Raw genomic sequence first — 21,843 nt, 5'->3', positions numbered from 1 at the left:
AGCAGGAGGTGATGGTGCTGCCCATCGGGATCGGTGACATCGGCCGCGAGACGCCGGAGATGACCACCACCGTCATCGCGAAAAATCCCAACCCGACCTGGGTGCCCGGCCCCATGGTCCGCAAGTCCTGGCTGGAGCAGAAGGGGATCGATCTGCCCGCCGTGGTCCCCCCCGGCCCCGACAACCCCCTCGGCAAGTTCGCCATGCGTCTTGGCTATGGCAACAAGGACTACCTCATCCACGGCACCAACAAGGATTTCGGGGTCGGTCTGCGAGTCAGCGCGGGTTGTATCCGGCTGCGCCCGGATGACATCGAAACCCTGTTTGGTCTTGTTCCCGTCGGCACCCCGGTCCGAGTCATCAACCAGCCGGTCAAGATGGCGGTGGAACCCGACGGCCGTCGCTGGCTGGAGGTACACTCCCCCCTCTCCCGCACCGAAGCGGAGATGGCACAGGGGGCGCCGCTGGTGCTCTCCCCCGAGGCCGAGCAGTTCATCGCCGCACCCGACATCGACAGTGCCCGGGTGACCGCCCTGCTCGAGCGCAAGAGCGGGCTGCCCAACCCCGTGAGCGGCTGAAGGCCTGACCACCATGAACAGAATCAGTCATGTGGTTTGCCTGTTGCTTCTGCTGCCTGGCTCCGCGGCGATGGCGGACATCCTCTGGATGCACAACGGCGATCGAGTGAGCGGGACCATAGAGGAGATCACGGACGAGCAGATCCGCATCAAGCCCGCCTACAGTCAGGCCATGACGGTCCCGCGCCGCGCCATCAAACGATGGCGTCTGGACAAGCAGGAAAAACCCAAGCCGCTCACCAAGACGGGGATCCCCCTGCTGGACTCTCCTGACGAGGCCAATGCCTGGCTGCTGACAGGGAACGGGGATCTCAACATCAAGCTCAAGGAGAACACCAAGAAGACCAACAACGTCAATCTCAAGGTCTCCACCGAGTTTGCCAATCTGGACTGGCGTTACAGCCTGGATGGCGAGTACATCTACGAAACGGCGAACAACATCACCGACAGCCACGAATACAAGCTCAAACCCAAGCTCGACTTCTTCTTCGACGATCACTGGTTCCTGCGATCTTCCGTCGACATCGATTACAACATGATCGATGCCGGTTATCTGGAGATTGACTATGCTTCCGGCCCCGGCTACCGCTTCTGGAATGACAGGCAACGCCGGCTGGAGCTCATTACCCAGCTCGGTCTGGAACGTGCCTATTTCAGGCCAGAGGTGTGGAGCAACTCCGACCTGTTTGACGACAGAATCATCAATTACCCCTTCGTCAGCCTGGGGTGGGACTACCGGCAGCCCTGGACCCTCTGGGAAGAAAAATTCGAGCTGTTTGGCAAGGGCAGTTATGAAAAATTCGTCGATCAACCCTCCCCCTACCTGACCAGAAAGCAGTCCGTCAGCGGCAGCCTGGGCCTCAGGTACTATTTCAACGATCACCTGCGCCTCTCCTGGTCAAGCGAACTGGATTGGGACGATGCCTGGCTCGACTACCACGGCCTGCACAGGGATGTGAGCGAGAAGGAGTGGCGTCACCTCATCACCCTGGGAGCGAGTTTCTGACCCGCCAGAAACGACACAGGCCCACCGAAGTGGGCCTGTGTTCATGGACGCAAGACGAGCGCGTCAAAAATAGATCCGGGTGACCGACTCAATGACGCAGCCAGGGCGGCGGATCCCCTCGATCTCTATCTTGATCTCCTTGAGGAGCTCGATGCCCCCCTTGATGGGCGTGACACGCGACAGCTTGGTACGGGCGCGGATATTGCTGTCCACCTTGATGGGGTAAGGGAAGCGGACCTGCTCCAGGCCGAAATTCACCACCATGCGAGCGGTCGGGAACTCCGGCGTGCTCTCGTCCACCGAACCGGTCAACTGGGGCAGCAGGGCCAGAGTCAGGAAGCCGTGGGCAATGGTGGTCTTGAAAGGAGACTCGGCCGCCGCACGCTCGGGATCGGTGTGGATCCACTGATGATCGCCGGTCACGGTCGCGAACTGGTTGATCAACGCCTGGGTGACCTGCAGCCACTCGCCCACATGGGTCTCTTCACCGATGCGGGTCTGCAACTCGGCATAGAGTGCCGCCGCTTCGCCTTCGAGCTCCACCACGGGATCCTGCGCCAGGGCAGGCTGGCCATTGGCCACCTGGGTGACTCTGGCAGCCTCTTGCTGGCGGGCATCCTGGGACTCCCCCTGCAGATCCAGCACTCTTCCCAGCAAGGGGTGAAGGTGTGCCTTTTGCTGAAACTCACGCCAGTAGTCGCGGATCGCCGGAGAGAGCCAATCCTTGAGCTCAAAGGGGTGTTGCGCCAGAATTTCGCGCTTGTGCTTCAGAAAATCGACAACTTTCATTTACCGATCCCTATTCGATTCAAAGCCTGTAAAGAGGTCTAACCAGTCCTATTTTATGAAAGTTTCATCAGCAAGTACAAAAAAATCTCGGCGTACACCTGTACCAGGTGCGAAAGTGGTCACTAACATGCGAGCAAAAACGGGCAGGAAAACGATTGAATGTAAGGCTGCAAACGAATCAACATCTGAGCTGAAAAAGAGACGGGGCCCGTGTCGCCACTGAGCCCCATCCTCGATCATCTCCCCTGGGCGGTCCACCAGCTCTTGCGCTGCTCATCGTCCAGGAAACTCCAGGCGAGGATCCGGCTCACCTTGTTGCCTTGCGCCATGTCGAGCACGCGAACCTCCCGCGCCCCCACCCGAGCCAGCGCCTTTCGTGCGGCAGGCAGATTTTCCTTTTTCGACACCAGCGAGCTGAACCAGAGGCATTGGCTGGCAAACTCCTTGCTCTGCTCTATCATGGCCGCCAGAAACGCCGCCTCGCCCCCCTCGCACCAGAGCTCAGCCTTCTGACCGCCGAAATTGAGCACGGGCGCCCCGGCCACTGCCTGGCCCTTGCCCAGGTTGCGCAGCTTGCGCTCCGTCCCCTTGCTCGCTTCCGCCAGAGAAGCATGAAACGGCGGGTTGCACAGAGTCAGGGCAAAGTGCTCCTTCGGCCCCAGGATCCCGCGAAAGACATGCTTGGGGTTACCCTGATGACGGCATGTGATCTGGTTGCCCAATCCATTGCTGGTGGCCAGCAGGGTTGCCGCCTTCACCGACACAGGATCGATGTCTGAGCCCACGAAGCGCCAGCCATACTCCCGGGCGCCTAGCAAGGGATAGATGCAGTTGGCCCCGACACCGACATCCAGCACTCGAACCTGCTTGCCCGTCGGTACGCATCCCGCGCTCTCGGCCAGCAGATCCGCGGCTCGATGCAGGTAGTCTACCCGGCCCGGAATGGGCGGGCAGAGATAGCCGGGGGGCAGATCCCAATGCGCAATGCCATAGTGCAGTGCCAGCAATGCCCGGTTGAGCGTCTTGACGGCGGCCGGATCGGCAAAGTCCAGGGTTCGGGTGCCGTGCTCGTTGGTGAACACGAAAGGCGTCAACGCCGGGGTACGCTGGCAGAGCGCGTCGAAGTCGTAGGGTGCCTGATGGCGATTGCGCGGGTGCAATCCGGTTTTCTGCTGGGGTGTCATGCTGGACCTGCCGAGGATCAAGGGGGCCACACTATAGAGAGTCGACCAGGGAAAGTCTAAACGAGGGTCATAAAAAAACCGGGCCCTGAGGGCCCGGTTCAAGTGAGGTTGGAAAAACAGTCCGTACTGCGAGCCGTTTGTCCAGCCTGACTCAGATGTCTATCCGGCGTGCCTGCCAGAATTTGCTGCGCCAGTAACTGCTGTCGAGCTTGGAGCGTGTCACCCCGGCGCGGGTGGAGGCATGAATGAATTCGCCATTGCCGACATAGATGCCCACGTGATTGAGGCGGCGGTTGATCTTGAAGAAGACCAGGTCTCCTTCGACCAGATCCTGTTTGGAAACCCGGGTGCCTTCATGGACCTGGGAGCGGGTATCACGGGGTAATTCGATGCCGACGGCATTGCGGAACACTTCACGGGCGAAGGCGGAGCAATCGATGCCTCGCTGGCTGCTGCCTCCCATCCGGTAAGGAACGCCGCGCCACTCTTTGTATACGGTCAGGATTTCGTTGACGTCAGGGGTTGGTGAAATTTCGGGTTCAATCACGGGTTCCATCATGGAAACCTCGATCTTGCTCGCGACCTCGGGTTGGGGTGCCGATGCACAACCCACCATTCCGAGCGCGACCAGCAGTAGCATCAGGTGGCGCAATCCTTTATCCCCGCAAAAAGAGTGAAACTTGTTAAAATGCAGCCCGAAAGGGCAATTTATAAGGCAACAGCACCCGACTATATCCAAGAATTCTATCGAGGCAAGCGAAAATCCCAATCGACCTCACATTTTTGCAAGGAAATGCTCTGTTTAGCGCAATTTATGTGATCATGCCCAAACAATATACAATCTTGAAAGCATCGGTTTTGAGCGCATCAAACGGACTGTTATCGCTATTTCACCCCCATTTTTAAGTGAAATATTATGCTATCTGCGGATCTCTATTTGTTAAATACGGCAAGCGTCGATGCAGACCTGGTGATCAGGCTGGCATCCGAACTCGCCCCGGATGAACGCCGTCACTGGCACGAGATCCACCAGGCGGGTCGCCAGCATGAGTACCTGCTCGGCCGGGTGCTGCTGCGCCGCCTGCTGGCCGAGCGACTCCATTGCCGGGCCGATGCCCTGACTTTTGGCATCGGTGCGCATGGCAAACCGACACTGCTCAGTCATCGCTGGCAGTTCAACCTCAGCCACAGCGGAGAGTGGCTGGTGATCGCCCTCTGTGAGGAGGGCCCCCTTGGCGTGGACATCGAGATGGGATTGCGTCACCGCCCCATACTGCCGCTGGCCAAACGCTTCTATGCGCCAAGCGAATACCAATGGTTGAACACCCAGCCCCGAGAGGAGCAACATTCGGCCTTCTATCGACTATGGTCTCGCAAGGAAGCAGTGCTCAAGGCGCATGGCGACGGCATTGCCGCCGGACTCGACAAGATCAGCTTCCTTCCGGAGCAGGCATGGCAGCTTAATAATCACCTCGACAATCGCCACTATGAAATCCGCGACTGGCCCACGGGCAGCGGATGGCTCAGCCTGGCTGCCCCGACCCGCCGGGTCGATGCCCATCTGCTGGACGCACGCTTGAATTCCACCCCGCTGGACCCCATGTTGATCCACACCATTTTTCGAGAGTCAGCCTCATGATCGTCGACATCACTCCCCAGAACTTCCACGCAGAATTGCTCGATGCGTCCATGAAAAAGCCGGTCGTCATCTATTTCCACGCGCCCCAGATGCCGGAGTGCCAGGCCATGACCCCGCAGGTGGAAGCGCTGGTCGGCCCGGCCAATGCAGCGGTGACCCTGGCCAAAGTCGACATGAACGACCCCCAGTTGCAACCTCTGGCCAGCCAGCTTGCCTTGCGCGCACTGCCAGCACTGGTGCTGTTCCATCAGGGGCGCCCGGATGAACAGGCCATTCTGGAAGGGCCGCAGGATGAAGCCACATTGCGCCAGTATTTCGCCGCCTTTGCCCCCAAAGAGGAGGAGCTGCTGCTCGATCAGGCAAAGCAGGCGCTGGAGAACGGGCAAGCCGATGTGGCGCACACCCATCTTGGCCAGGCCCATCGCCTCGCCCCCGAGCGTCACGACATCACACTCTGGCTGATACAGGCCGCGCTGGATCTCAATCTCCTTGACGAGGCGCAGAGCCTGCTCTCGACCATCCCCATGGTGGCACAGGATGATCATTACCAGACCCTGAGCTCCCGCCTCTCGCTGGCGCTGCAGGCTAGCGACAGTCCTGAGCTGCGCGCCCTGGAGCTGCGCCACGCTGAACAGTCTGATGACCATGCCCTCGCCCAGGAGCTGGCGGTGCTCTACAGCCAGGTTGGTAGACAAGAGGAGGCATTGGCCCTGTTGTTCACCATCCTCAAACGTGATCTCGCCTTTGGCGATGCCAAGAAGATCTATCTCGATGTGCTGGCAACCATGGGTGCGCACCCTGCAGCGCAGAGTTATCGTCGCAAGCTCTACAGCCTGCTCTATTGAGCGACAGGAAAATCAGATGAGGGGATGCCGATTCGTCGGCATTGCCTTGTCAGGCGGGTATTAGCGGGAAAAACGCGGGTATTTGACGAATTTCAGGCAAAAAAAATGGCGCATTGAAATGCGCCATTTTTTCGCATGGATTACTTCTTGTAGGAAGTAGCCATGTTGTCGATGCGCTGGTTAGCACGCATAGCTTCTTGCTTGGCTTCTGCAACATCAGCAGCGATCTTGGACTGATCAGCACGAACAGCGCTAACATCTTGAGCCAGTTGGTCAACTTTGTTAGACAGATTCTGAACGGAAGTTTCCAGTTCGCTGGTGTTTGCACAACCGCCCAGCAGAGCGGACAGACCAACAACACCTACCAACAACATTTTTTTCATTTTTAAAAGCTCCCTTTAACTCGCCAGACGTTTAGCAAGCGGCGTGATTATGGCACAAAAAAATCATAGTTTGGATAGGCCTCATCACAGATAAATGCGTTAAAACCCTCATTTTTTTTTAGTTGCACACTTTCCGTACAAACTTTAAGCAAAAATGAGTGTCCCTGGATGAGGTTGGCACAAAGCGTAACCAAAATTCGGGCTTATTACAATTTCGTATGAGGCTCAGGCTGAACGTTCTGACAGCAATTGACGATATTGCACCAGATCCTCGATGGTCAGCACCGGCATCCGGTGCTGGCGACCGAAGGCCACCAGATCCGGCAGCCTGGCCATAGAGCCATCTTCCTTGGTCAACTCGCACAATACTCCGTAAGGTTTGAGCCCGGCGAGCTGCATCAGATCGACGGTCGCTTCGGTGTGACCACGGCGGGTCAGTACCCCACCCGTACGGGCGCGCAGCGGGAAGACATGGCCAGGTCGATGCAAATCGGAGGGCCGGGCGCCGTCGGCGATGGCCGCGCGGATGGTGGTGATGCGATCGGCGGCGGACACCCCGGTGGTCACCCCCTGCGCCGCTTCGATGGTCACGGTGAAGGCAGTCTGATAGTGGCTGGAGTTGGCCTCCACCATCATCGGCAGCTCGAGCTGGCGAACCCGCTCGTCGGTCAGACAGAGGCAGACGATGCCGGAGCACTCGCGGATCATCATGGCCATCTGCTCGTTGGTCATGGTTTCTGCGGCAAAGATGAGATCGCCTTCGTTCTCGCGATCTTCATCATCGGCCACCAGCACACCCTGACCGGCACGCAGGGCGGCCAGCGCGGCTTCGACGCGAGCAATGGGATCACCGAATTCACTGAGTAGAGACTGATTCATGGTAAGACTCCTAAAAAAGACAAGGACCAGAATCAGGGCATGGAAAGGCAGACAGAAGTAGCCATGCGGCGGCCAACCCGGCAGGGTCTGGCCAGCAATATCTGTCTTATCCTCTTTCATCCGGACTATGACCGTCGGCTCCGGCATCTCACCGGATCTGCTGACCCCGTCCCGGATGAATGCCGGGTCGGGCGCTCGCGGGCTCCCCGAGTCACATCGGGATACCGCCGGTGGGGAATTTCGCCCCGCCCTGAGAATAAGCGCAGACAGCCTAAAGAAAAAAGACGCAGGACGCCAGCCAAAAACCCATCAAAGACAAACCGGGAGCTGGCTGCACTGCAATTTTCGCGCGAGCACCACCCGATACACGGCGCGCTGTCCTTTCTGATTTCGTTTGTGGCATAGTGCCAGCAAAAACGCGCGCGCCCGCGCAGACCGGGTGCCAACATCACAAACGGAATCATGACAGAGATGGAAAAGAAAATACTGCTGACCGATTGCCCCGACGCCAAGGGTCTCATCGCCAAGATCACCAACATCTGCTACAAGCACCAGCTCAACATCAACAAGAACGACGAGTTCGTGGATCACGAAAACGGCCGCTTCTTCATGCGCACCGAGCTGGAAGGGCGCTTCAACGACGAGACCCTGCTGGCCGACCTCGATGATGCACTGCCTGCCGGCGCCCAGCGTCGTCTCGTCAAGGCGGGCAAGAAGCGCATCGTCATCCTGGTGACCAAAGAGACTCACTGCCTCGGCGACATCCTGATGAAAAACTATGCCGGCGCCCTGGACATGGACATCGTCGCGGTCATCGGCAACTACGACACCCTCGCCGAGCTGACCGGCAAGTTCGACATCCCCTTCCACTGCGTGAGCCACGAGGATCTGAGCCGCACCGAGCATGAGGAGCAAGTGCGCACGCTCATCGATGGCTACCAGCCGGATTACGTCATCCTGGCCAAATACATGCGTGTGCTGACCCCAAGCTTCGTCGAAGCCTATCCGCGCAAGATCATCAATATCCACCACTCCTTCCTGCCTGCCTTCATCGGCGCCCGCCCCTATCGTCAGGCCTTCGACCGCGGGGTCAAGCTGATTGGTGCTACCGCCCACTTCGTCACCGACGATCTGGATGAAGGCCCCATCGTCGAGCAGGACGTGATCCACGTCGATCACACCTTCAGTGCCGATGACATGGCCAAGGCCGGACGCGACGTGGAGAAATCCGTGCTGAGCCGGGCGCTGGAACTGGTGCTGAACGAGCGGGTCTTCGTCTACGGCAACAAGACAGTCGTGTTCAAATAAGCGGCTGCGCGCCCCCAGAAAAAAGGCTCCCGAGGGAGCCTTTTTCATTGCGCGGCACTCACGGGTGCAGCGGCAGACCATTGACGGTCACGGCCCCTTTGTCGAGCTTGAGCTCGGCCTGAAGCTGTGACTCCTGCGCCTTCAGATATCCCATGGCAGTGAATTGCTCCAGCATGGGGGCCAACTGGGGAACGGCCTGGCCCAGCTTCTCCCCAAGGTGGGCATGAAGCAGACCGGAGAGTGCCTGCATCCCCTCCTCGCTGCCCATCAACTGTGCCAGGGTGGTGGGCGCCAGCTTGGCCTCCCCTTGCAGGCTGACAGGCTCACCGTTCAATCGCGCACTCAGATCCGCCAGTTCCAGCATGGCCCCTCTCTGGAGCATCTTGTCCAGCGCTTCCTGGATGGCCGCTTCGTCCACCCGTTTGCTGCTGGCCTCCTGCAGCGTCTGATACCCCTCGAGATCCAGCCCCTTGAGGGAGAGATCCAGATTTCCCTGGGTCAGCGCGAGCCGGTCTTCCTCGCTCTCCATGTTGAGGGTCGCCACCTTCATCTGATAGCGAGTGGAGAGCGTCTGAAGATCGTCCCCCGCCAGCTCGGTGGCCGTGGTCAGCCCCTCCAGCGTGATCTTGACGTTCCCCGGCTGGGTCAGAGAGAAGGCCGTGAGGGTCGCATCGCTGCGGGGAGAGAGCCAGAGGCCGCTGATCTCGGCCATGTCGGCACTGCCCTTGAGATCCGCCAAGGCCAGATCTGTCTTGCTCTGGGCATCGTGGACCGTCATCCCCAGCCAGTGGGCGGTGAGATGGCCATTGCCGTCGAGATCCCCACGATAGTCGCCGTTCAGGGGCAGGAAGGTGAATTCGTTGAGCCCCTCCTTGACCTTGAAGTCGCTCACCCAGAAGCGGGAGCTGTTGCTCATGGTCCAGAGGCTGCTCGCCGATTCGGCCCCCAATTGCCACTGCTGCATCCCCAGGGTGGTCAGGATGGGCGCCAGCGTGCCCTGTGCGGTATCAAGCTGGAGGTGGCTCTTGATATAGAGCGGCAGCAGGCGGCTGTTGAACGCGAACTGCATCTCGATGGGTTCGCTTCCCGCCAGTTGGGGATCAAAACTCGCCAGCGTCTGGGGCGGCACCACCACCTTGAGTACGCCGTCGCGGGTAAACAGACTCTCCGTCTCAGGGCTCCAGGTGACTTCGATCCCGCTCTCCTGCTGCGCCCTGGCGATCTGCTCGGCCAGGATCCGGTCGAACGTATTGCCCGTGTACCAGCAGGCGCCAAGCCCTCCCACCACCAACACGGCTCCGACGGCCAAGGCCACTTTTTTCTTCATCAGTTCTGTTTCTCCACAATGGTTCAATGGCGGGTGCATGGGCGCACTCTACGGGGAGGATGGGCATCAACACAAGCCAGACAACGGCTTGGGGTCCACGCTCTGGCTGTCACAGCAGGGGGCTGAACAGGTAGAAGATGTTCTCAAGCAATTTTTTGTACCAGGGGCGGGCACGCCACCTGGTCAGTGACATGGGGGTCGCCTCCAGCATGTAGCCCTGCACCAGCTGGTTCATCTCGGCGACAAACACCGGGTTGTCGATGAGCAGGGTGATCTCGAAATTGAGCCAGAGACTGCGCCGGTCGAGGTTGACCGTGCCCACCAGAGCGAAATCATCGTCCACCAGCACACTCTTGGTGTGCAGCAGCCCGGCATCATAGCGATATATCTCCACTCCTGCCGCCAGCAGATCCTCCATGAAGGAGTTGCTGGCGTGGTTCGCCATCAGGGAGTCGTTGCGCGCAGGCAGCACCAGTTGCACCAGCACGCCGCGGGCCGCCGCCGAAGAGAGGGCCGCAGCCAGCGGATCGTCCGGCACGAAATAGGGGGTGGTCAGCACCAGATGGTGACGAGCCTGGTAGATGGCGAGCAGCAGGCTCTGCTGGATACAGTCACCGCCGACGAAGGGGCCGGAGGGAATGAGCTGGGCCCGATAGTTGGTCTGTGGCCAGGCTTCCGGCTCATGTTGCAGACTGTCGAGCAGCCGCTCGCCGGTCTCCATCTCCCAGTCCCAGACGAAGGTGGACCACATCAACGGCACCACGGGGCCCTGCACCCGGATCATGATGTCGACCCACTGGCCGACCCCGGCATCCTGCTTGAAGAAACGGGGATCCACCATGTTCATGGAGCCGGTGTAACCAACCTTGTCATCGATCACCACCAGCTTGCGGTGCATGCGCAAGTCCTGGCGCTGAAACGGGATGCGCCAGGCGCCGACCGGCAACACTTCCACGACTTTGACACCAGCGGCACGCAAGGTTTTGGGCCAGGAGGAGCGGAAGAAGGTCTTGCTGCCGATGGAGTCGAGCAAGACACGACAATCCACGCCGCGTGCAGCCACCTCCATCAACGCCTCGCACACCTCGTCCACATCCCCGCCGGGGTGCCAGATGTAGAACTCCAGATAACAGGATTGGGAGGAGCCCCGGATGTCGCGCACTATCTCCTCTACGATGCTCTTGGGCTTGTGCAGCAGGGTCATCCGGTTGCCCGAGAGCATGGGCATGGCCAAGCGCCCCTGGATCAGATCGTGGAGCGGGCGTGCCTTGCTGCCCACCTCGCAGCAGTGCTGGGGGAAGAGGCGCGCGAGCTGGCGGATCCAGATGGCGTAAGGACGGTACATGGCCTGGGCCCGCTCCGCCCGCTTGCGACCGAGGCGTATCTCGCCAAACAGCACGTAGAAACCGACCCCGGCGAAGGGGATGGCATAGATGAGGGCCAACCAGGCGAGGGATACCCCGATGGGACGTCGCTTCATCACCACCCGCAGGGAGATCCCTGCCACGATCACGGTGTGAAACAACAGCAACAACCAGCCGAGAAAGCGGGAAAACAGCAACTGAATGTCGTATTCCAGACCGTCGAGCAAGGCGACTCCTTGGTGTATTGGACAGATGGCACGGGCAGACCCCACAGGGTCGGGATGGTATGCTATGGGGCACACCCATTCTATCAGGTCGTTAGCATGATCCTGCAATCTATGCTGCTGAGTCTGGCCATGCTAGGTCAAGGCTCATATGACATCAATGAGCAGCAGATAAATCAGTACCTGCAGTCCCAGGTGCAAGTGGACAAACAGCTGGAATTGCCCGGCATCATCAAGGCCCATGTGCAACTCGAGCAGAGCGATGTGCAGATTGGTCGCCAGAGCCCGGATACCGCCAGGGTGTTTGGCAAAGGCAAGCTGAAAATCGCGCTCCCGGATCAGACCGAGTACGACGCGCGCCTCAACATGACCTATGAGGCGAGGCCCCGCTACGACAAGGCCAAGAGTGCGCTCTTCCTCGACAACATGAAGCTCATCGATTACAAGCTGGAGCCTGCCGCGGCGGAGCAGAAGTTTGGTTTCATGCTGAGGATGCTGCTGCAGAGCATGGAGAAACGGCTGGAAACCCAGCCTGTCTACAAGCTGGATGACAAGGATCCCAATCAGGCCTGGCTCAAGGAAAATCTGCTGGGGCTGGAGCTGTCACCAGGCAAGATCCACCTGCTGACCAAACCCCAATAAGACGTCAGTTGAAAACTGGCGCCTTAGCCTGGCGCACCAGCAGCTCGATCTGGTAACCCTGTTCGTGCTGCTGGTGATAGAGAGAGTGGAGGGGCCCGTCGAGTTCATGCAGGGGAAGGTGGTCAAATCCCGCCTTGAGGTAGAAGGGTTTCTCGAACGGCAGGGCGTGACAGATCACGGGCTTGTCGGAAAGATCGCGGCAGGCATGCTGCAACAAGCGGGACCCCAGCCCCAGAGACTGGTAGTGAGGGAGCAGACGAAAGCCGCACAAGTGGTAGTAATCCTGTTCATCGCGCAGGCGCACCGCCCCCACCAGCCAGTGCGCATCACGAACCACAAAAATCCGTTCTGCCAAATCCGGCACATAGTGGGAAAACGTCGTCTCGTAATAGTCTCTGATGAGGGAAAGATCCGCATCACAGTACTCTTCGAATCTGAGCTCCATCGCTCGCCTGCTTGTCATGCCCATTTCGCTCTGGCCATACCGGCCCTCTCCTGCTCGCTCTCTGGCTCCACGAAGAGATCAGACCAGAGTGGAGCAACAGCAAGATAACACGCCTTTAACTTACAAAAAAGCCAATAACTCGATGGAAAAGACGAGGTTGCGATCATCCGCCCCTTGACGCCATGAGCCGCGCCCCTTGTCCTGAGTGAGCACACAGGTGGGACGTCCCTCTGCCATCACATTTCCAGCCTCCCCTGTTCACGGGCACTTGTTCTGCGCCATCCCGAATGCTTTACTCAACGTGGCTAACGAGGCTTAAGGAGCAAGCCGTTGAAAGCATGGATGTTGCTGGGCATGATGCCGCTGTTTTCCCACGCAGCCCCGGCTCAGATACCGCCGCCGGCAGAGGTGGTGATCCTGACCCCGGAGACGGCTGTCTCCTCCCCGGTTCCCACGCCGCGTACCGTGGCGCTCACCACGGCGCCGCTCCCCTCCCCTGAACCCGCTAAGCCTGCAAGCCGTCAGATCCAGGTCTACAAGTCGGTACAAAAGAACGGGGTCATACGCTATTCCGACATGATGCCGGAGCAGGGTCACTACGAACTGCTGCTGTTCAACGACTGCTATGCCTGCGATCCGGCGTCCAAGGTCAACTGGCGCACGACAGGCCTCTTCCTCTATGACTACGCCAGCACCATACAGGCGGCAGCCAAGGCTTATCAGGTCGAGCCTGCTCTCATCCGGGCACTGATCCATGCCGAGTCCGCTTTCAATCCTCTGGCCGTCTCCCGCAAGGGCGCCATGGGACTGACCCAGCTGATGCCCGCCACGGCGCGCGAGCTCGGGGTCGGCAACGCCCTGCTGGCGGAGCAGAACATCTTTGGCGGGGTGAAATACCTGGCGGGTCTGCTCAAGCAGTATGACGGCAATGTGGCCCTGGCCACCGCCGCCTACAATGCAGGCGCCGGTGCGGTGCAAAAACACGGCGGCATACCGCCCTATGCCGAAACCCGGGCCTATGTGGAACGGGTCAAGCTGCTGCATCAGCGCTACAAAGAGATGCTGAGCGCCAAGGGGCTGTGATCATGCCGCACCCTATCGTTGGCATGGCGCCCTGCCCGGTATTCCTTCAGGCATAAAAAAACACGCCCGAAGGCGTGTCGATACCACACGTTACCTAGCAACACATCACTCTTTCGTGGCGATCACACGATAGGCCAATGCACCCAGAATGGCACCGACAATGGGGGCAACCCAGAACAGCCAGAGCTGGCCCACGGCCCAGTCACCGACAAAAAGCGCCACGCCAGTGCTGCGCGCCGGGTTGACCGAAGTGTTGGTCACCGGGATGCTGATGAGGTGGATGAGGGTCAGGCACAGACCGATGGCGATGGGAGCAAACCCGGCCGGTGCACGGCTGTCGGTGGCGCCCATGATGACGAACAGGAAGAAACCGGTCATCACCACTTCACACACCAGTGCGGCCAGCAGGCTGTAACCGCCGGGGGAATGCTCGCCATAGCCGTTGGAAGCAAAGCCGGCGCTCACATCAAAACCCGCCTGTCCGCTGGCAATGACATAGAGCACGCCACCAGCCACGATCCCGCCAAGCACCTGGGCCACGATGTAGGGCAGCACGTTGGAGGCCGGGAAGCGACCACCGGCCCAGAGCCCGACGGTCACGGCCGGGTTCAGGTGGCAACCCGAGATATGACCGATGGCATAGGCCATGGTCAACACGGTCAGGCCGAACGCGAGGGCGACGCCCAGCAGGCCGATCCCCACATTTGGGAAGGCAGCAGCCAGCACGGCGCTCCCGCAGCCCCCCAGCACCAGCCAGAAGGTTCCCATAAATTCAGCAGCAAAAGGTTTCACTCTTGTCTCTCCCATGATGACTAACACGCGAACCTGAAAGGCTCATACGGACACTGTTATTGAACAGGCGCCATATTATGGGAGTGTGGCGGAGCAAGACGAAACCGACCCGATTCATCGCGAATATGTGATGAAAGTCACAAGTTATTGATAAAGTAGAAAGATATTCACCCGCTCGGTGCACTTCTCCATGGGAGTCCCATCGAGGGACGCGACAGATTGTGACCCGACCAGCGATTTTGCCAGCAGCTCCCCGCGCTCCCCTGCCAACACCGGATAGCCCTCCTCCAGGGTTCAGCGATAACGGCCGCGCACCGATCCGCTGGCCCGCCCGGCCATGCGAATGAGGCTCTGACGGGTATGGAAGTGGCAGAGCGCCACCCCGAGAGCATCCGCCGCGTCCGCCTGGGGGGTGGCAGAGAGCTTGAGCAGATGGGTCACCATGTGCTGCACCTGCTCCTTGGCGGCGCCACCGGTGCCCACCACCGCCTGCTTGATCTGGGTGGCCGAATACTCGCTCACCGGCAGCAGGGCATTGACCGCCGCGACGATGGCACTTCCCCTGGCCTGGCCGAGCTTCAGGGCCGAGTCCGCGTTGCGCGCCATGAAGACCCGCTCTATGGCGAACTCGTCCGGCTTGAACTGGGTAATGATCTCGCTCACCCCGTCATAGACCTGCTTCAGGCGAGACGGCAGCTCCCCCAGATCGGTGCGGATGCAGCCCGATCCCAGGTATTCCGCCTTGCCCGCGACGATGCGAATGACCCCGTAGCCGGTGATGCGCGAACCGGGATCGATCCCCAGAATGATGCTCATGAACGGAATACCCCGCCCACTGCGGTCAGCCATCTCATCTTCAACACCTTCTTCATTGCGATCTCTCGCCCTGCTGCTCTTGATGGCCGCCAAGATAACAAACCCGCCTTCGCTTGGCTCGCTCGCTGGCACCTTTCCCGACTGACTGCGCAAGGAGCCACCATCTCATACAGTGCTCTGCCGCTTCTCTGGCCAGTGATGCCTGTCGGTGTCACCCAGCCCCTTGCCTCCGGGTCATCCCTTTGCCAGGGCGACGAGGCGCTCCGCCAGTCGATGGCTTTTCAGGTAGCTCTCGACCAGCGCCCCGTCTGCCCGCCCGACGTCAATCTGCCCATACCAGTGCTCGAGCATGGCGACAAAACCTCGGCTCGCCAGCACGGGCTGCCAGTCGCCCGGAGCCAGAGTCTGCACTGTGTTGTCTCGCGCAAGCAGGCCACGGGTGCAGTTCTCGATATGCAATGAGAGGTTGTCGCCATAGGCATCGATGCGCTCCTCGGTCATGCCGGCGCTGCGATTCATGCTGCCGCTCACCGCCATCTGCCCACTCTGCCAGGCGACGCTCACCCCGGCCAGCAGCTCGGGCTGCTCACTGCTGCGTCGCAGCACCGCATGCAGCTCCCCGTCCGGCTCGCCGCCATAACAGCAGAGACTGTCGAGCACATGGATACAGTCGTCGAACAAGAACTGGCGAGGCGCCCCCGGCAGGGCGTGCCTGTGCTTTTGCCAATGGAGCTCGGTCAGCGGCTGGCCGCGTGCGGCGGCCATGGCGGGCAGATAGCGACGGTTGAAGCCCACAAACAGCGGGCAGTCTCTGGCGATGGCGAGATTGGCGAGCGCCTCAACCTCTCCTGCGTTGTCACACAGCGGCTTGTCCACAAAGGTGGGAATGCCGGCACGCAGGCACAGCTCCGCCAGTTTGCCGTGCACGGCGGTGGCAGCGTGGATCATCACCGCATCAGGTCGGCTCGCCAGCAGCGCATCGACCTCGGTAAAACACTCGCCAATCCGGTACTGGCGCGCCAGTTTGCCGAGCACCGAGGGACTCCGGGTACAGAGCAGCGGGGTGACTCGCTCGTCGTTTGCAAGCAGCGGCAGATAGGCCTTCCGGGCGATATCGCCAAGGCCAATCAGGGCAATGCGCATGGGCACTCCTCTCAAGGGGATAACCAGATAACTGCCTGCACGATCTCAGGATTTCCCCCGCAGATCCAGCCTTGGCGCCATCTCGCTCCAGGTGCCTTCTGATGCAATGCGGCATCGCCCCGCGACACCCTGGCCACCTTCCTCCATCGAAGCGACCCCCGGCGGCGCGGCGCTTGAGCGGTAAACCGCGATAGCAAAACAGGCAGGGCGACAACTGTCGCCCTGCCTGTTACACCCGCACACACTGCCGCACTCGGGCGATTGGCGCTCTTCTCACGTCGAGTTACTCTGCCGATCCGGCCTGCTCTTTGGCATCCCGCCACTTGCCAATCCTGGCGCCCAGCTCGGCACAAAGCATGGCGCTGACCATGGCACCTATCATCCGGGTCATATCCGACATCTCTGTTGCAACCGGAAGCAGGGGCACGATCAGGTTAAAGGCGATGAGCCCCATCACCAGCCCGAGCCCGCTGCCTACCTTCTCTCTTCGGGATCGCGTTGTTATCGCCATCTGATTGCTCCTGACCAAACCCTTCGACAATATTATCAAGCAATGCGTTCAACAATGCTCTTGCAATGCTTCTCACTGCCTGTGCCCCACTCTATAAACTGTTGTCAGACATATTTATCGACAATTAATCCATTATATAAACGGGATGCCAGACGTTATTCTGCCCATGAACATTATTTCGCCAGCACTGTCAGTGGGGGCAACCACATACTTCCCCCAACAGCCCTCATCCTCAATAGCGATAATCGGCCTGCGTCTTTCACAAATCACAAGAGCGTCACAATAACCCTCTTTGTGTTCAGCGTCGGTGAGATGGGCAAAGATATTGGAAAGTTGATGTTTTTCCTATGGTTGCATCACTTTTCCACTCGCATGATCAGGCTCGTTTGGCTTATCATAGCCACTCGATACCTATTGAACCGCATAGATAATTGCCTCTTCTGACACTCAGGACATATCAGACACAGCCGCTTGCGAGAATGATCACGCCTGGCGCCGATATTAAACATCAGCCCGCGTTAATATCTTTAATGTCAGCAAGTGTCGATATTTCACTCCACCCGAAGACGCTTTTCTCTGGCCTCACTGGCATGTCTGAATCTCGCTATTAAATATAAATGGCAAGGAATCGCTATGGATAAATCGTTTCGTCTTGCACCTCTCAGCTGTGTATTGATTGCCGCCGTGGGTTGCAGCTCTCAGCAGATGCAGAATTTCAAATCCACGGTCAATGATATCGGCAAGGATTACGGCATGCCGGTACTTTGTGGAGCTGGCATGATTGCAGGAGGGGCTGCGGGCTACGCCATCAACGGGAAAAAAGGGGCTGTCGCGGGGGTTGCCCTCGGTGGGGCGCTGGGCTGCGCGGCAGGCTATATGTGGCAGTCCAGGCTACAAGAGCTTGACCGGATAGCAAAGGAAGAGAATCTCAACATCGCGACCGAGAAGCTGACCGTTGCCGAGCCAGCCGCAGTGACCGGTGTCCCTCAGGACGCCGGCCTTGTGGCCCAGATCCCCGATTCCGGCATGTTCTCGAGTGGTTCTGCCCAGCTCACAGAAAGCGGTCTGCGCGTGGTCACGAAACTGGCCCAGCTCTATGCCAAACCCGCAGCCGCAGACGCCTCGGATCAGCGCCGTATCCTCCTCGTCGGCCACAGTGACGCCACCGGCCCAGCAGAACTCAACCTGCGACTCTCCGAGCAACGTGCGCGAGCCGTCGGCAAGGTCCTGGTCGCATCGGGGATCCCGGCCTCTTCCATTTACTATCAAGGCGCAGGTTCGTCGCGTCCCATCGCAGACAACAGCGACCCCTTGCTTCGCGGTCAGAATCGCCGGGTCGAAATTGTGGAACTGGCGAACGAGCAGGCTCTGGTCATGCGGGCCCAATCCGAAGAGAACAACACCCGCTATCTGCGTTATGGCGCTTCCGATACCGCCAAACCGCGTGTGGCTGCCACCAAACCGGCGGCTCAGTCCACAAGCGGTTCAAGCAAGGTAGCGGCCACGTCGCAAACCGCCCCTCGCCAACCCGCCGCCAAGCAGAGCGCTGACACCAGCACGGCCAAGGCCCTGTCCAATGCCAAGGCCGCAGTGGACTTCGGCGGCAAGCCTGCCGGCACCTATCAATGGAACATGGCTCAGAACATCAAACCCAAGGCGAGTGGTTTTGCACTGATCAGCAGCGCATACGCAAGCGATATGCCGATGTCGAGCTGTGAGGCAGATAAGCCACGCAGTGCGGGCCAGGTACTGAGCATGGCAGACGACAAGCCTCTCCCGCGCCATGCCACCAAGGAGTACATGCCCGGCTATAACAATCGCGTCTGGGCCAATACCGTCAACGGCCACCTGGTGACTGTCTCTCCGGTTTCCATCTTGCGTGACAACGCCCAGGTCGATCGTCAACCGATCCTGCAAGTCGTTCAGGGTTACAAATCCTCGAATCAGAAGAAGCCCCAGACCCTCAAGGCGGTGGCCAACACCTATGAGGGCGAGAGTGAGGTGCTGTACCGCGTCTTCACCAGCGATCCCAAGGCGTCGGTGTCCTGCATGGACCTCGTGTTCAGCAAAGGCAACGCCAAGGTCAGCCAGGGAGCCCTGTTCTATCCGGCAGGTTCCGAGGCTTATGTGGCTTCGTACCTGCCCATTCCCGCCACCCATTCCAAATAAGAAAACGGAGAAACTTAGTGGAAGACTTTTCTTTGGCAGCGCTCAAGACGCTGATCCTCGCCAACCAGATGCTGACCGTTGGCATTGTTTCATTCCTCGTCAGCGCCGTGGTGGTGTGGCGGCATTGGGAGCATGTCTCCTACTTCCTGATCCGGGTATGGCACAGCCTGCCGCTGATCGGCACAGTGGCCCGTCTCGCCCGCAAGCCAGCCTCGGTCGATGGCGATGGCTGGATCAACCATGAAGTGACCCTGTCGAATGTGTACTACCGCGAATACAAGAAGCATTTAAAGGGGACAGATGCCTACAACGCCTCCCTCGACTACCTTGCCAAGGCAGGAGAGGCCGGCCGCTCCCCGCGCCCGGCGTGGGTGCTTGCTCTGGTGCTGGTGCTGGTGCTGGTCGAGGCAATGGGCTTTGCCTACGTGCTGGCAGGCTGGATGAACATGGATGCCTCCACCAATGACCGTCACCTGCTGGCAGCCGCGACGGCTCTGCTGCTCGCCGTTGCATCCGCATTCCTGGCTGAAGTGGCCGGACACTCCCTGCATCACAACAGCCTGATCGCCCGGGCGCGTCACTGGTGGCAAGGGGAAGAGCCCTCAAAACGCTCCCGTACCCTCAAGGCAAACAAGGCCATCAATCTGGAAGACTCCTTCTCGGACTCTGACAAACCTGACTACGAGCAGTTGCTGGCCCGCCTGAAAGACGTGAATTCAGGTGTCAGCCGCAAGTTTGTCTGGCTGATTGTCTGTGCTTCGTTTGTTGCCTGCATGGCAGTGGGCGCCTTCGTGGTGCGTTCAGCCACCCTCGACAGCATCGAAACCGAGATGGTCAACAACATGCGCGCCGAAACAACGGCACAGAGTGACAGCAGCATGGGGTCGCCGTTTGATCTGCCGGAAGAGTCTCAAGCCATCAACAACGAGGCGGAAGAGGCCACCATCGAAGACAAGATGCAGGCCATCCGTGAGGCCAGCCTGACCACCTACGTCATGCTGTCGCTCATTTACATCGCCATCCAGGGGATCAGCATCTGGCTTGCCAGCAAATACCACTTTGCGGGCACCCATTCCAAAACAGCCTGGCGTCTGACACACGAATACGCGACCGCCGAAGAGATGCTGGACGCGATGGACCAGCAACGCACCGCCATTGCCAGCCATGCCGATGACAAGCTCCGCCGCTTGCAGACCCTGTTGTCGAGCCGTGACCATACCAACTCGGGTGTGCTGGGGGCGCTGGAAGGGGAGAAATCCGCCCATCGCAATTTCCTGGCCTTTATCGAGTACAAGGCAGGCACCGTGCCACCCAAGCCGGCCCCTCAGCCGGCCCCCCAGGTCGCACCGGCAGCGCAAGCCGAGCCGGCACCCGCCGTACAACCGGCTGTTGCGCAGGCAAAGGCGGCTCTCCCGCCCACCACTGACGCCCCCGGCCAGACCGGCGCTGCCGTCAAGGCCGCCGATTTCCATGATGTCACTGGCCTGCCCGAAGAGAGTCTGGCAGCAGCCAGCCGCGCACTGGGGGTGGACGAAGCGCAGTTGCGTGATATCCGTGAACAGCAGATGGCCCTCAAGACCCTGGGCCTCTTTCCCACCAAGCAGAGTGCCTAATCGTGAAGATCACCCAGGTATTGCTACTGGCGTTGACGCTGCCTTGTGCAGCGTTGGCGGCCGAGCGTAACGACATACAGAGCTGCTATGAGCGCAATGGCTTGACCGACATCAAGCCTGCGGGCACCGGTCGCGAACTGGTGGTCATCATCGACCAGACCATTCCGATGCCTGACGATCTGCAACGCAGCAGTTGGGGGCAGATAGAGCGGTTCGTGCAGGCTGGCGATCGCGTCAAGCTCTATACCTTCTCCGCCTTCTTGCCTGGCGAATACCTTCGCCTGGCCTACGCGGGGCAACTGGATATGCCGCTGGAAGGGGAGATCCGGGACGATGTCAGCATGCGCAAATTGCGCGGCCTGGACACCTGCCTGACGACGCAGACCAAGGTCTTTCGTAACGGCTTTGGCAAACAGTTCGTGAAAGCACTGCGTGATGCCCGCCAGGACATCCCCAAGAGCGAGATCATGAACTCGCTGCGCAAGGTGGGTGACGATATGAAGGCCGAGCAAGGCGTCAATGACCGCGTCGTGTTCCTCATTTCGGACATGCTGGAGCACTCCGATTACACCAGCTTCTATGCCACCAACAAGATCAAGCAGCTCAATGTCGGTGACGAGCTCAAGCAGGCCAAGAGCAAGGGGCTGTTTGCCGATCTGCAAGGCGCTCGCGTCTACGTCACGGGCGCCGGGCTGGTAACCGACGCGGTGAAACACGCCTATCGTTCCGGCAAGACCATGGATGCACTCGGTGACTTCTGGTCACAGTACTTCGAGCACTCCCATGCCACCCTGGTGAACTTCGGTGCCCCCAGCCTGAGCACGGATTTGCAATAACCGTCACCTTCACAGGCAGAGCCCGCGCTTCTGCCCATCACACAAGGGCGACCAACTGGTCGCCCTTGTTATTTATTGCCAACGCTGCCCCCATTCGAGATATCGGCCAACCCGCCCCTTGGCATCAGGTTTGGTCATACGAGCCAAAGGTGGATCCCCATATTTGCCGACTCTCGTAAAGATCTCCAAGGGACGTCGTCATCTCCCCCCTTCTCCATGGACCGAGCAAGATAAGCTCCCTTTTTATTGGCTATGTCCCAATTACGT

The 21,843-nt window shown here is 59.6% G+C and carries 22 protein-coding genes and 1 riboswitch; of the genes, 10 read left to right on the top strand and 12 right to left on the bottom strand.

Translation table 11 applies throughout. The annotated features are described in order from the left end of the window. Together BN1120_RS17645 and BN1120_RS17640 are read left to right on the top strand one after the other, a co-directional pair. Positions 1–578 (top strand): L,D-transpeptidase family protein (locus BN1120_RS17645; RefSeq protein WP_042017313.1); only part of this gene is annotated, 578 nt, incomplete at its 5' end. A gap of 13 nt (positions 579–591) precedes the next feature. Continuing rightward, the gene (locus tag BN1120_RS17640; protein ID WP_042017312.1) at positions 592–1,584 is read left to right on the top strand and encodes a DUF481 domain-containing protein; all 993 of its coding nucleotides are present in this window, start codon (positions 592–594) and stop codon (positions 1,582–1,584) included. Between the two features lie 63 nt (positions 1,585–1,647). On the opposite strand, the gene BN1120_RS17635 is transcribed toward BN1120_RS17640, so the two are convergent. The 3 genes from BN1120_RS17635 to BN1120_RS17625 all read right to left on the bottom strand — a co-directional run bounded on the left by BN1120_RS17635 (position 1,648) and on the right by BN1120_RS17625 (position 4,197). Continuing rightward, positions 1,648–2,373 (bottom strand): MaoC family dehydratase, encoded by a 726-nt coding sequence (locus tag BN1120_RS17635; RefSeq protein ID WP_010673529.1) that lies wholly within the window; start codon positions 2,371–2,373, stop codon positions 1,648–1,650. Between the two features lie 236 nt (positions 2,374–2,609). After that, positions 2,610–3,557, bottom strand: coding sequence for a 23S rRNA (adenine(1618)-N(6))-methyltransferase RlmF (gene rlmF, locus BN1120_RS17630; RefSeq protein ID WP_042017311.1), 948 nt, complete (start codon positions 3,555–3,557; stop codon positions 2,610–2,612). A gap of 151 nt (positions 3,558–3,708) precedes the next feature. Then, positions 3,709–4,197, bottom strand: a complete 489-nt coding sequence (locus tag BN1120_RS17625; RefSeq protein WP_042017309.1) for a C40 family peptidase — start codon at positions 4,195–4,197, stop codon at positions 3,709–3,711. A 276-nt stretch (positions 4,198–4,473) separates the two neighbouring features. Here BN1120_RS17625 and BN1120_RS17620 point away from each other — a divergent pair, with 276 nt between their 5' ends. Together BN1120_RS17620 and BN1120_RS17615 are read left to right on the top strand one after the other, a co-directional pair. Beyond that, entirely contained in the window at positions 4,474–5,196 is a 723-nt protein-coding gene (locus BN1120_RS17620) for a 4'-phosphopantetheinyl transferase family protein (protein ID WP_042017307.1), read from the top strand. Continuing rightward, positions 5,193–6,041, top strand: a complete 849-nt coding sequence (locus BN1120_RS17615; protein WP_042017306.1) for a tetratricopeptide repeat protein — start codon at positions 5,193–5,195, stop codon at positions 6,039–6,041. The genes BN1120_RS17620 and BN1120_RS17615 overlap by 4 nt, the downstream gene beginning before the upstream one ends. A gap of 140 nt (positions 6,042–6,181) precedes the next feature. Here the strand turns inward: BN1120_RS17615 and BN1120_RS17610 are convergent, their stop codons facing one another. Continuing rightward, entirely contained in the window at positions 6,182–6,424 is a 243-nt protein-coding gene (locus BN1120_RS17610) for an Lpp/OprI family alanine-zipper lipoprotein (RefSeq protein WP_010634682.1), read from the bottom strand. Between the two features lie 225 nt (positions 6,425–6,649). Continuing rightward, on the bottom strand, positions 6,650–7,303 hold the full coding sequence (gene ribB / locus BN1120_RS17605; RefSeq protein WP_010673523.1) for a 3,4-dihydroxy-2-butanone-4-phosphate synthase: 654 nt from the start codon (positions 7,301–7,303) through the stop codon (positions 6,650–6,652). A 104-nt stretch (positions 7,304–7,407) separates the two neighbouring features. After that, positions 7,408–7,565, bottom strand: a riboswitch (FMN riboswitch). Positions 7,566–7,774: 209 nt separating this feature from the next. Here ribB and purU point away from each other — a divergent pair. Continuing rightward, a complete protein-coding gene (gene purU, locus BN1120_RS17600) occupies positions 7,775–8,611 on the top strand; it encodes a formyltetrahydrofolate deformylase (RefSeq protein ID WP_029313992.1) in 837 nt (278 codons plus the stop codon). Between the two features lie 58 nt (positions 8,612–8,669). Here the strand turns inward: purU and BN1120_RS17595 are convergent, their stop codons facing one another. Next, positions 8,670–9,938, bottom strand: coding sequence for a DUF945 family protein (locus tag BN1120_RS17595; protein ID WP_042017304.1), 1,269 nt, complete (start codon positions 9,936–9,938; stop codon positions 8,670–8,672). A gap of 109 nt (positions 9,939–10,047) precedes the next feature. Beyond that, entirely contained in the window at positions 10,048–11,529 is a 1,482-nt protein-coding gene (gene cls, locus BN1120_RS17590) for a cardiolipin synthase (RefSeq protein ID WP_010673520.1), read from the bottom strand. A gap of 96 nt (positions 11,530–11,625) precedes the next feature. On the opposite strand from cls, the gene BN1120_RS17585 reads away from it, so the two are divergent. Further along, positions 11,626–12,168, top strand: coding sequence for a DUF1439 domain-containing protein (locus BN1120_RS17585; protein ID WP_042017301.1), 543 nt, complete (start codon positions 11,626–11,628; stop codon positions 12,166–12,168). Positions 12,169–12,172: 4 nt separating this feature from the next. Here BN1120_RS17585 and BN1120_RS17580 read toward each other — a convergent pair whose 3' ends face one another. Continuing rightward, positions 12,173–12,613, bottom strand: a complete 441-nt coding sequence (locus BN1120_RS17580) for a GNAT family N-acetyltransferase (RefSeq protein ID WP_010673518.1) — start codon at positions 12,611–12,613, stop codon at positions 12,173–12,175. Between the two features lie 342 nt (positions 12,614–12,955). Between BN1120_RS17580 and BN1120_RS17575 the strand changes: the two genes are divergently transcribed. Beyond that, positions 12,956–13,696: a lytic transglycosylase domain-containing protein gene (locus BN1120_RS17575; protein WP_041213327.1), complete on the top strand. Its 741-nt coding sequence runs from the start codon at positions 12,956–12,958 to the stop codon at positions 13,694–13,696. A 105-nt stretch (positions 13,697–13,801) separates the two neighbouring features. On the opposite strand, the gene aqpZ is transcribed toward BN1120_RS17575, so the two are convergent. The 4 genes from aqpZ to BN1120_RS17555 form a co-directional block, all read right to left on the bottom strand. Next, positions 13,802–14,488: an aquaporin Z gene (aqpZ, locus tag BN1120_RS17570; RefSeq protein ID WP_010673516.1), complete on the bottom strand. Its 687-nt coding sequence runs from the start codon at positions 14,486–14,488 to the stop codon at positions 13,802–13,804. A gap of 294 nt (positions 14,489–14,782) precedes the next feature. Beyond that, a complete protein-coding gene (gene ruvC, locus BN1120_RS17565; RefSeq protein WP_010673515.1) occupies positions 14,783–15,304 on the bottom strand; it encodes a crossover junction endodeoxyribonuclease RuvC in 522 nt (173 codons plus the stop codon). Between the two features lie 234 nt (positions 15,305–15,538). After that, positions 15,539–16,447, bottom strand: coding sequence for a Gfo/Idh/MocA family protein (locus BN1120_RS17560; RefSeq protein WP_041214737.1), 909 nt, complete (start codon positions 16,445–16,447; stop codon positions 15,539–15,541). Positions 16,448–16,730: 283 nt separating this feature from the next. Beyond that, entirely contained in the window at positions 16,731–16,958 is a 228-nt protein-coding gene (locus BN1120_RS17555; RefSeq protein WP_010673513.1) for a hypothetical protein, read from the bottom strand. A gap of 633 nt (positions 16,959–17,591) precedes the next feature. Here BN1120_RS17555 and BN1120_RS17550 point away from each other — a divergent pair. Genes BN1120_RS17550 through BN1120_RS17540 form a run of 3 tightly spaced genes read left to right on the top strand, consistent with a single transcriptional unit; the run spans position 17,592 to position 21,576 of the window. Beyond that, complete coding sequence (locus BN1120_RS17550) at positions 17,592–19,127, top strand: OmpA family protein (RefSeq protein WP_042017299.1); 1,536 nt, start codon at positions 17,592–17,594, stop codon at positions 19,125–19,127. A gap of 17 nt (positions 19,128–19,144) precedes the next feature. Further along, complete coding sequence (locus tag BN1120_RS17545) at positions 19,145–20,740, top strand: hypothetical protein (RefSeq protein WP_042017297.1); 1,596 nt, start codon at positions 19,145–19,147, stop codon at positions 20,738–20,740. 2 nt (positions 20,741–20,742) lie between these two features. Then, on the top strand, positions 20,743–21,576 hold the full coding sequence (locus BN1120_RS17540) for a hypothetical protein (protein WP_042017295.1): 834 nt from the start codon (positions 20,743–20,745) through the stop codon (positions 21,574–21,576). Positions 21,577–21,843: the final 267 nt, after the last annotated feature.

The organism is Aeromonas caviae (genome assembly GCF_000819785.1).
GTDB classification, from domain to species: domain Bacteria; phylum Pseudomonadota; class Gammaproteobacteria; order Enterobacterales; family Aeromonadaceae; genus Aeromonas; species Aeromonas caviae.
This window is presented reverse-complemented; position numbering and strand designations above follow the sequence as displayed.

What these genes read in the sequence shown, in the direction of transcription:
- BN1120_RS17640 (WP_042017312.1), top strand. Translation starts at nt 592, where the DNA reads ATGAACAGAATCAGTCATGTGGTTTGCCTGTTGCTTCTGCTGCCTGGC.
- BN1120_RS17635 (WP_010673529.1), bottom strand. Translation starts at nt 2,373, where the DNA reads ATGAAAGTTGTCGATTTTCTGAAGCACAAGCGCGAAATTCTGGCGCAA.
- rlmF (WP_042017311.1), bottom strand. Translation starts at nt 3,557, where the DNA reads ATGACACCCCAGCAGAAAACCGGATTGCACCCGCGCAATCGCCATCAG.
- BN1120_RS17625 (WP_042017309.1), bottom strand. Translation starts at nt 4,197, where the DNA reads ATGCTACTGCTGGTCGCGCTCGGAATGGTGGGTTGTGCATCGGCACCC.
- BN1120_RS17620 (WP_042017307.1), top strand. Translation starts at nt 4,474, where the DNA reads ATGCTATCTGCGGATCTCTATTTGTTAAATACGGCAAGCGTCGATGCA.
- BN1120_RS17615 (WP_042017306.1), top strand. Translation starts at nt 5,193, where the DNA reads ATGATCGTCGACATCACTCCCCAGAACTTCCACGCAGAATTGCTCGAT.
- BN1120_RS17610 (WP_010634682.1), bottom strand. Translation starts at nt 6,424, where the DNA reads ATGAAAAAAATGTTGTTGGTAGGTGTTGTTGGTCTGTCCGCTCTGCTG.
- ribB (WP_010673523.1), bottom strand. Translation starts at nt 7,303, where the DNA reads ATGAATCAGTCTCTACTCAGTGAATTCGGTGATCCCATTGCTCGCGTC.
- purU (WP_029313992.1), top strand. Translation starts at nt 7,775, where the DNA reads ATGGAAAAGAAAATACTGCTGACCGATTGCCCCGACGCCAAGGGTCTC.
- BN1120_RS17595 (WP_042017304.1), bottom strand. Translation starts at nt 9,938, where the DNA reads ATGAAGAAAAAAGTGGCCTTGGCCGTCGGAGCCGTGTTGGTGGTGGGA.
- BN1120_RS17585 (WP_042017301.1), top strand. Translation starts at nt 11,626, where the DNA reads ATGATCCTGCAATCTATGCTGCTGAGTCTGGCCATGCTAGGTCAAGGC.
- BN1120_RS17580 (WP_010673518.1), bottom strand. Translation starts at nt 12,613, where the DNA reads ATGGAGCTCAGATTCGAAGAGTACTGTGATGCGGATCTTTCCCTCATC.
- BN1120_RS17575 (WP_041213327.1), top strand. Translation starts at nt 12,956, where the DNA reads ATGTTGCTGGGCATGATGCCGCTGTTTTCCCACGCAGCCCCGGCTCAG.
- ruvC (WP_010673515.1), bottom strand. Translation starts at nt 15,304, where the DNA reads ATGAGCATCATTCTGGGGATCGATCCCGGTTCGCGCATCACCGGCTAC.
- BN1120_RS17560 (WP_041214737.1), bottom strand. Translation starts at nt 16,447, where the DNA reads ATGCGCATTGCCCTGATTGGCCTTGGCGATATCGCCCGGAAGGCCTAT.
- BN1120_RS17555 (WP_010673513.1), bottom strand. Translation starts at nt 16,958, where the DNA reads ATGGCGATAACAACGCGATCCCGAAGAGAGAAGGTAGGCAGCGGGCTC.
- BN1120_RS17550 (WP_042017299.1), top strand. Translation starts at nt 17,592, where the DNA reads ATGGATAAATCGTTTCGTCTTGCACCTCTCAGCTGTGTATTGATTGCC.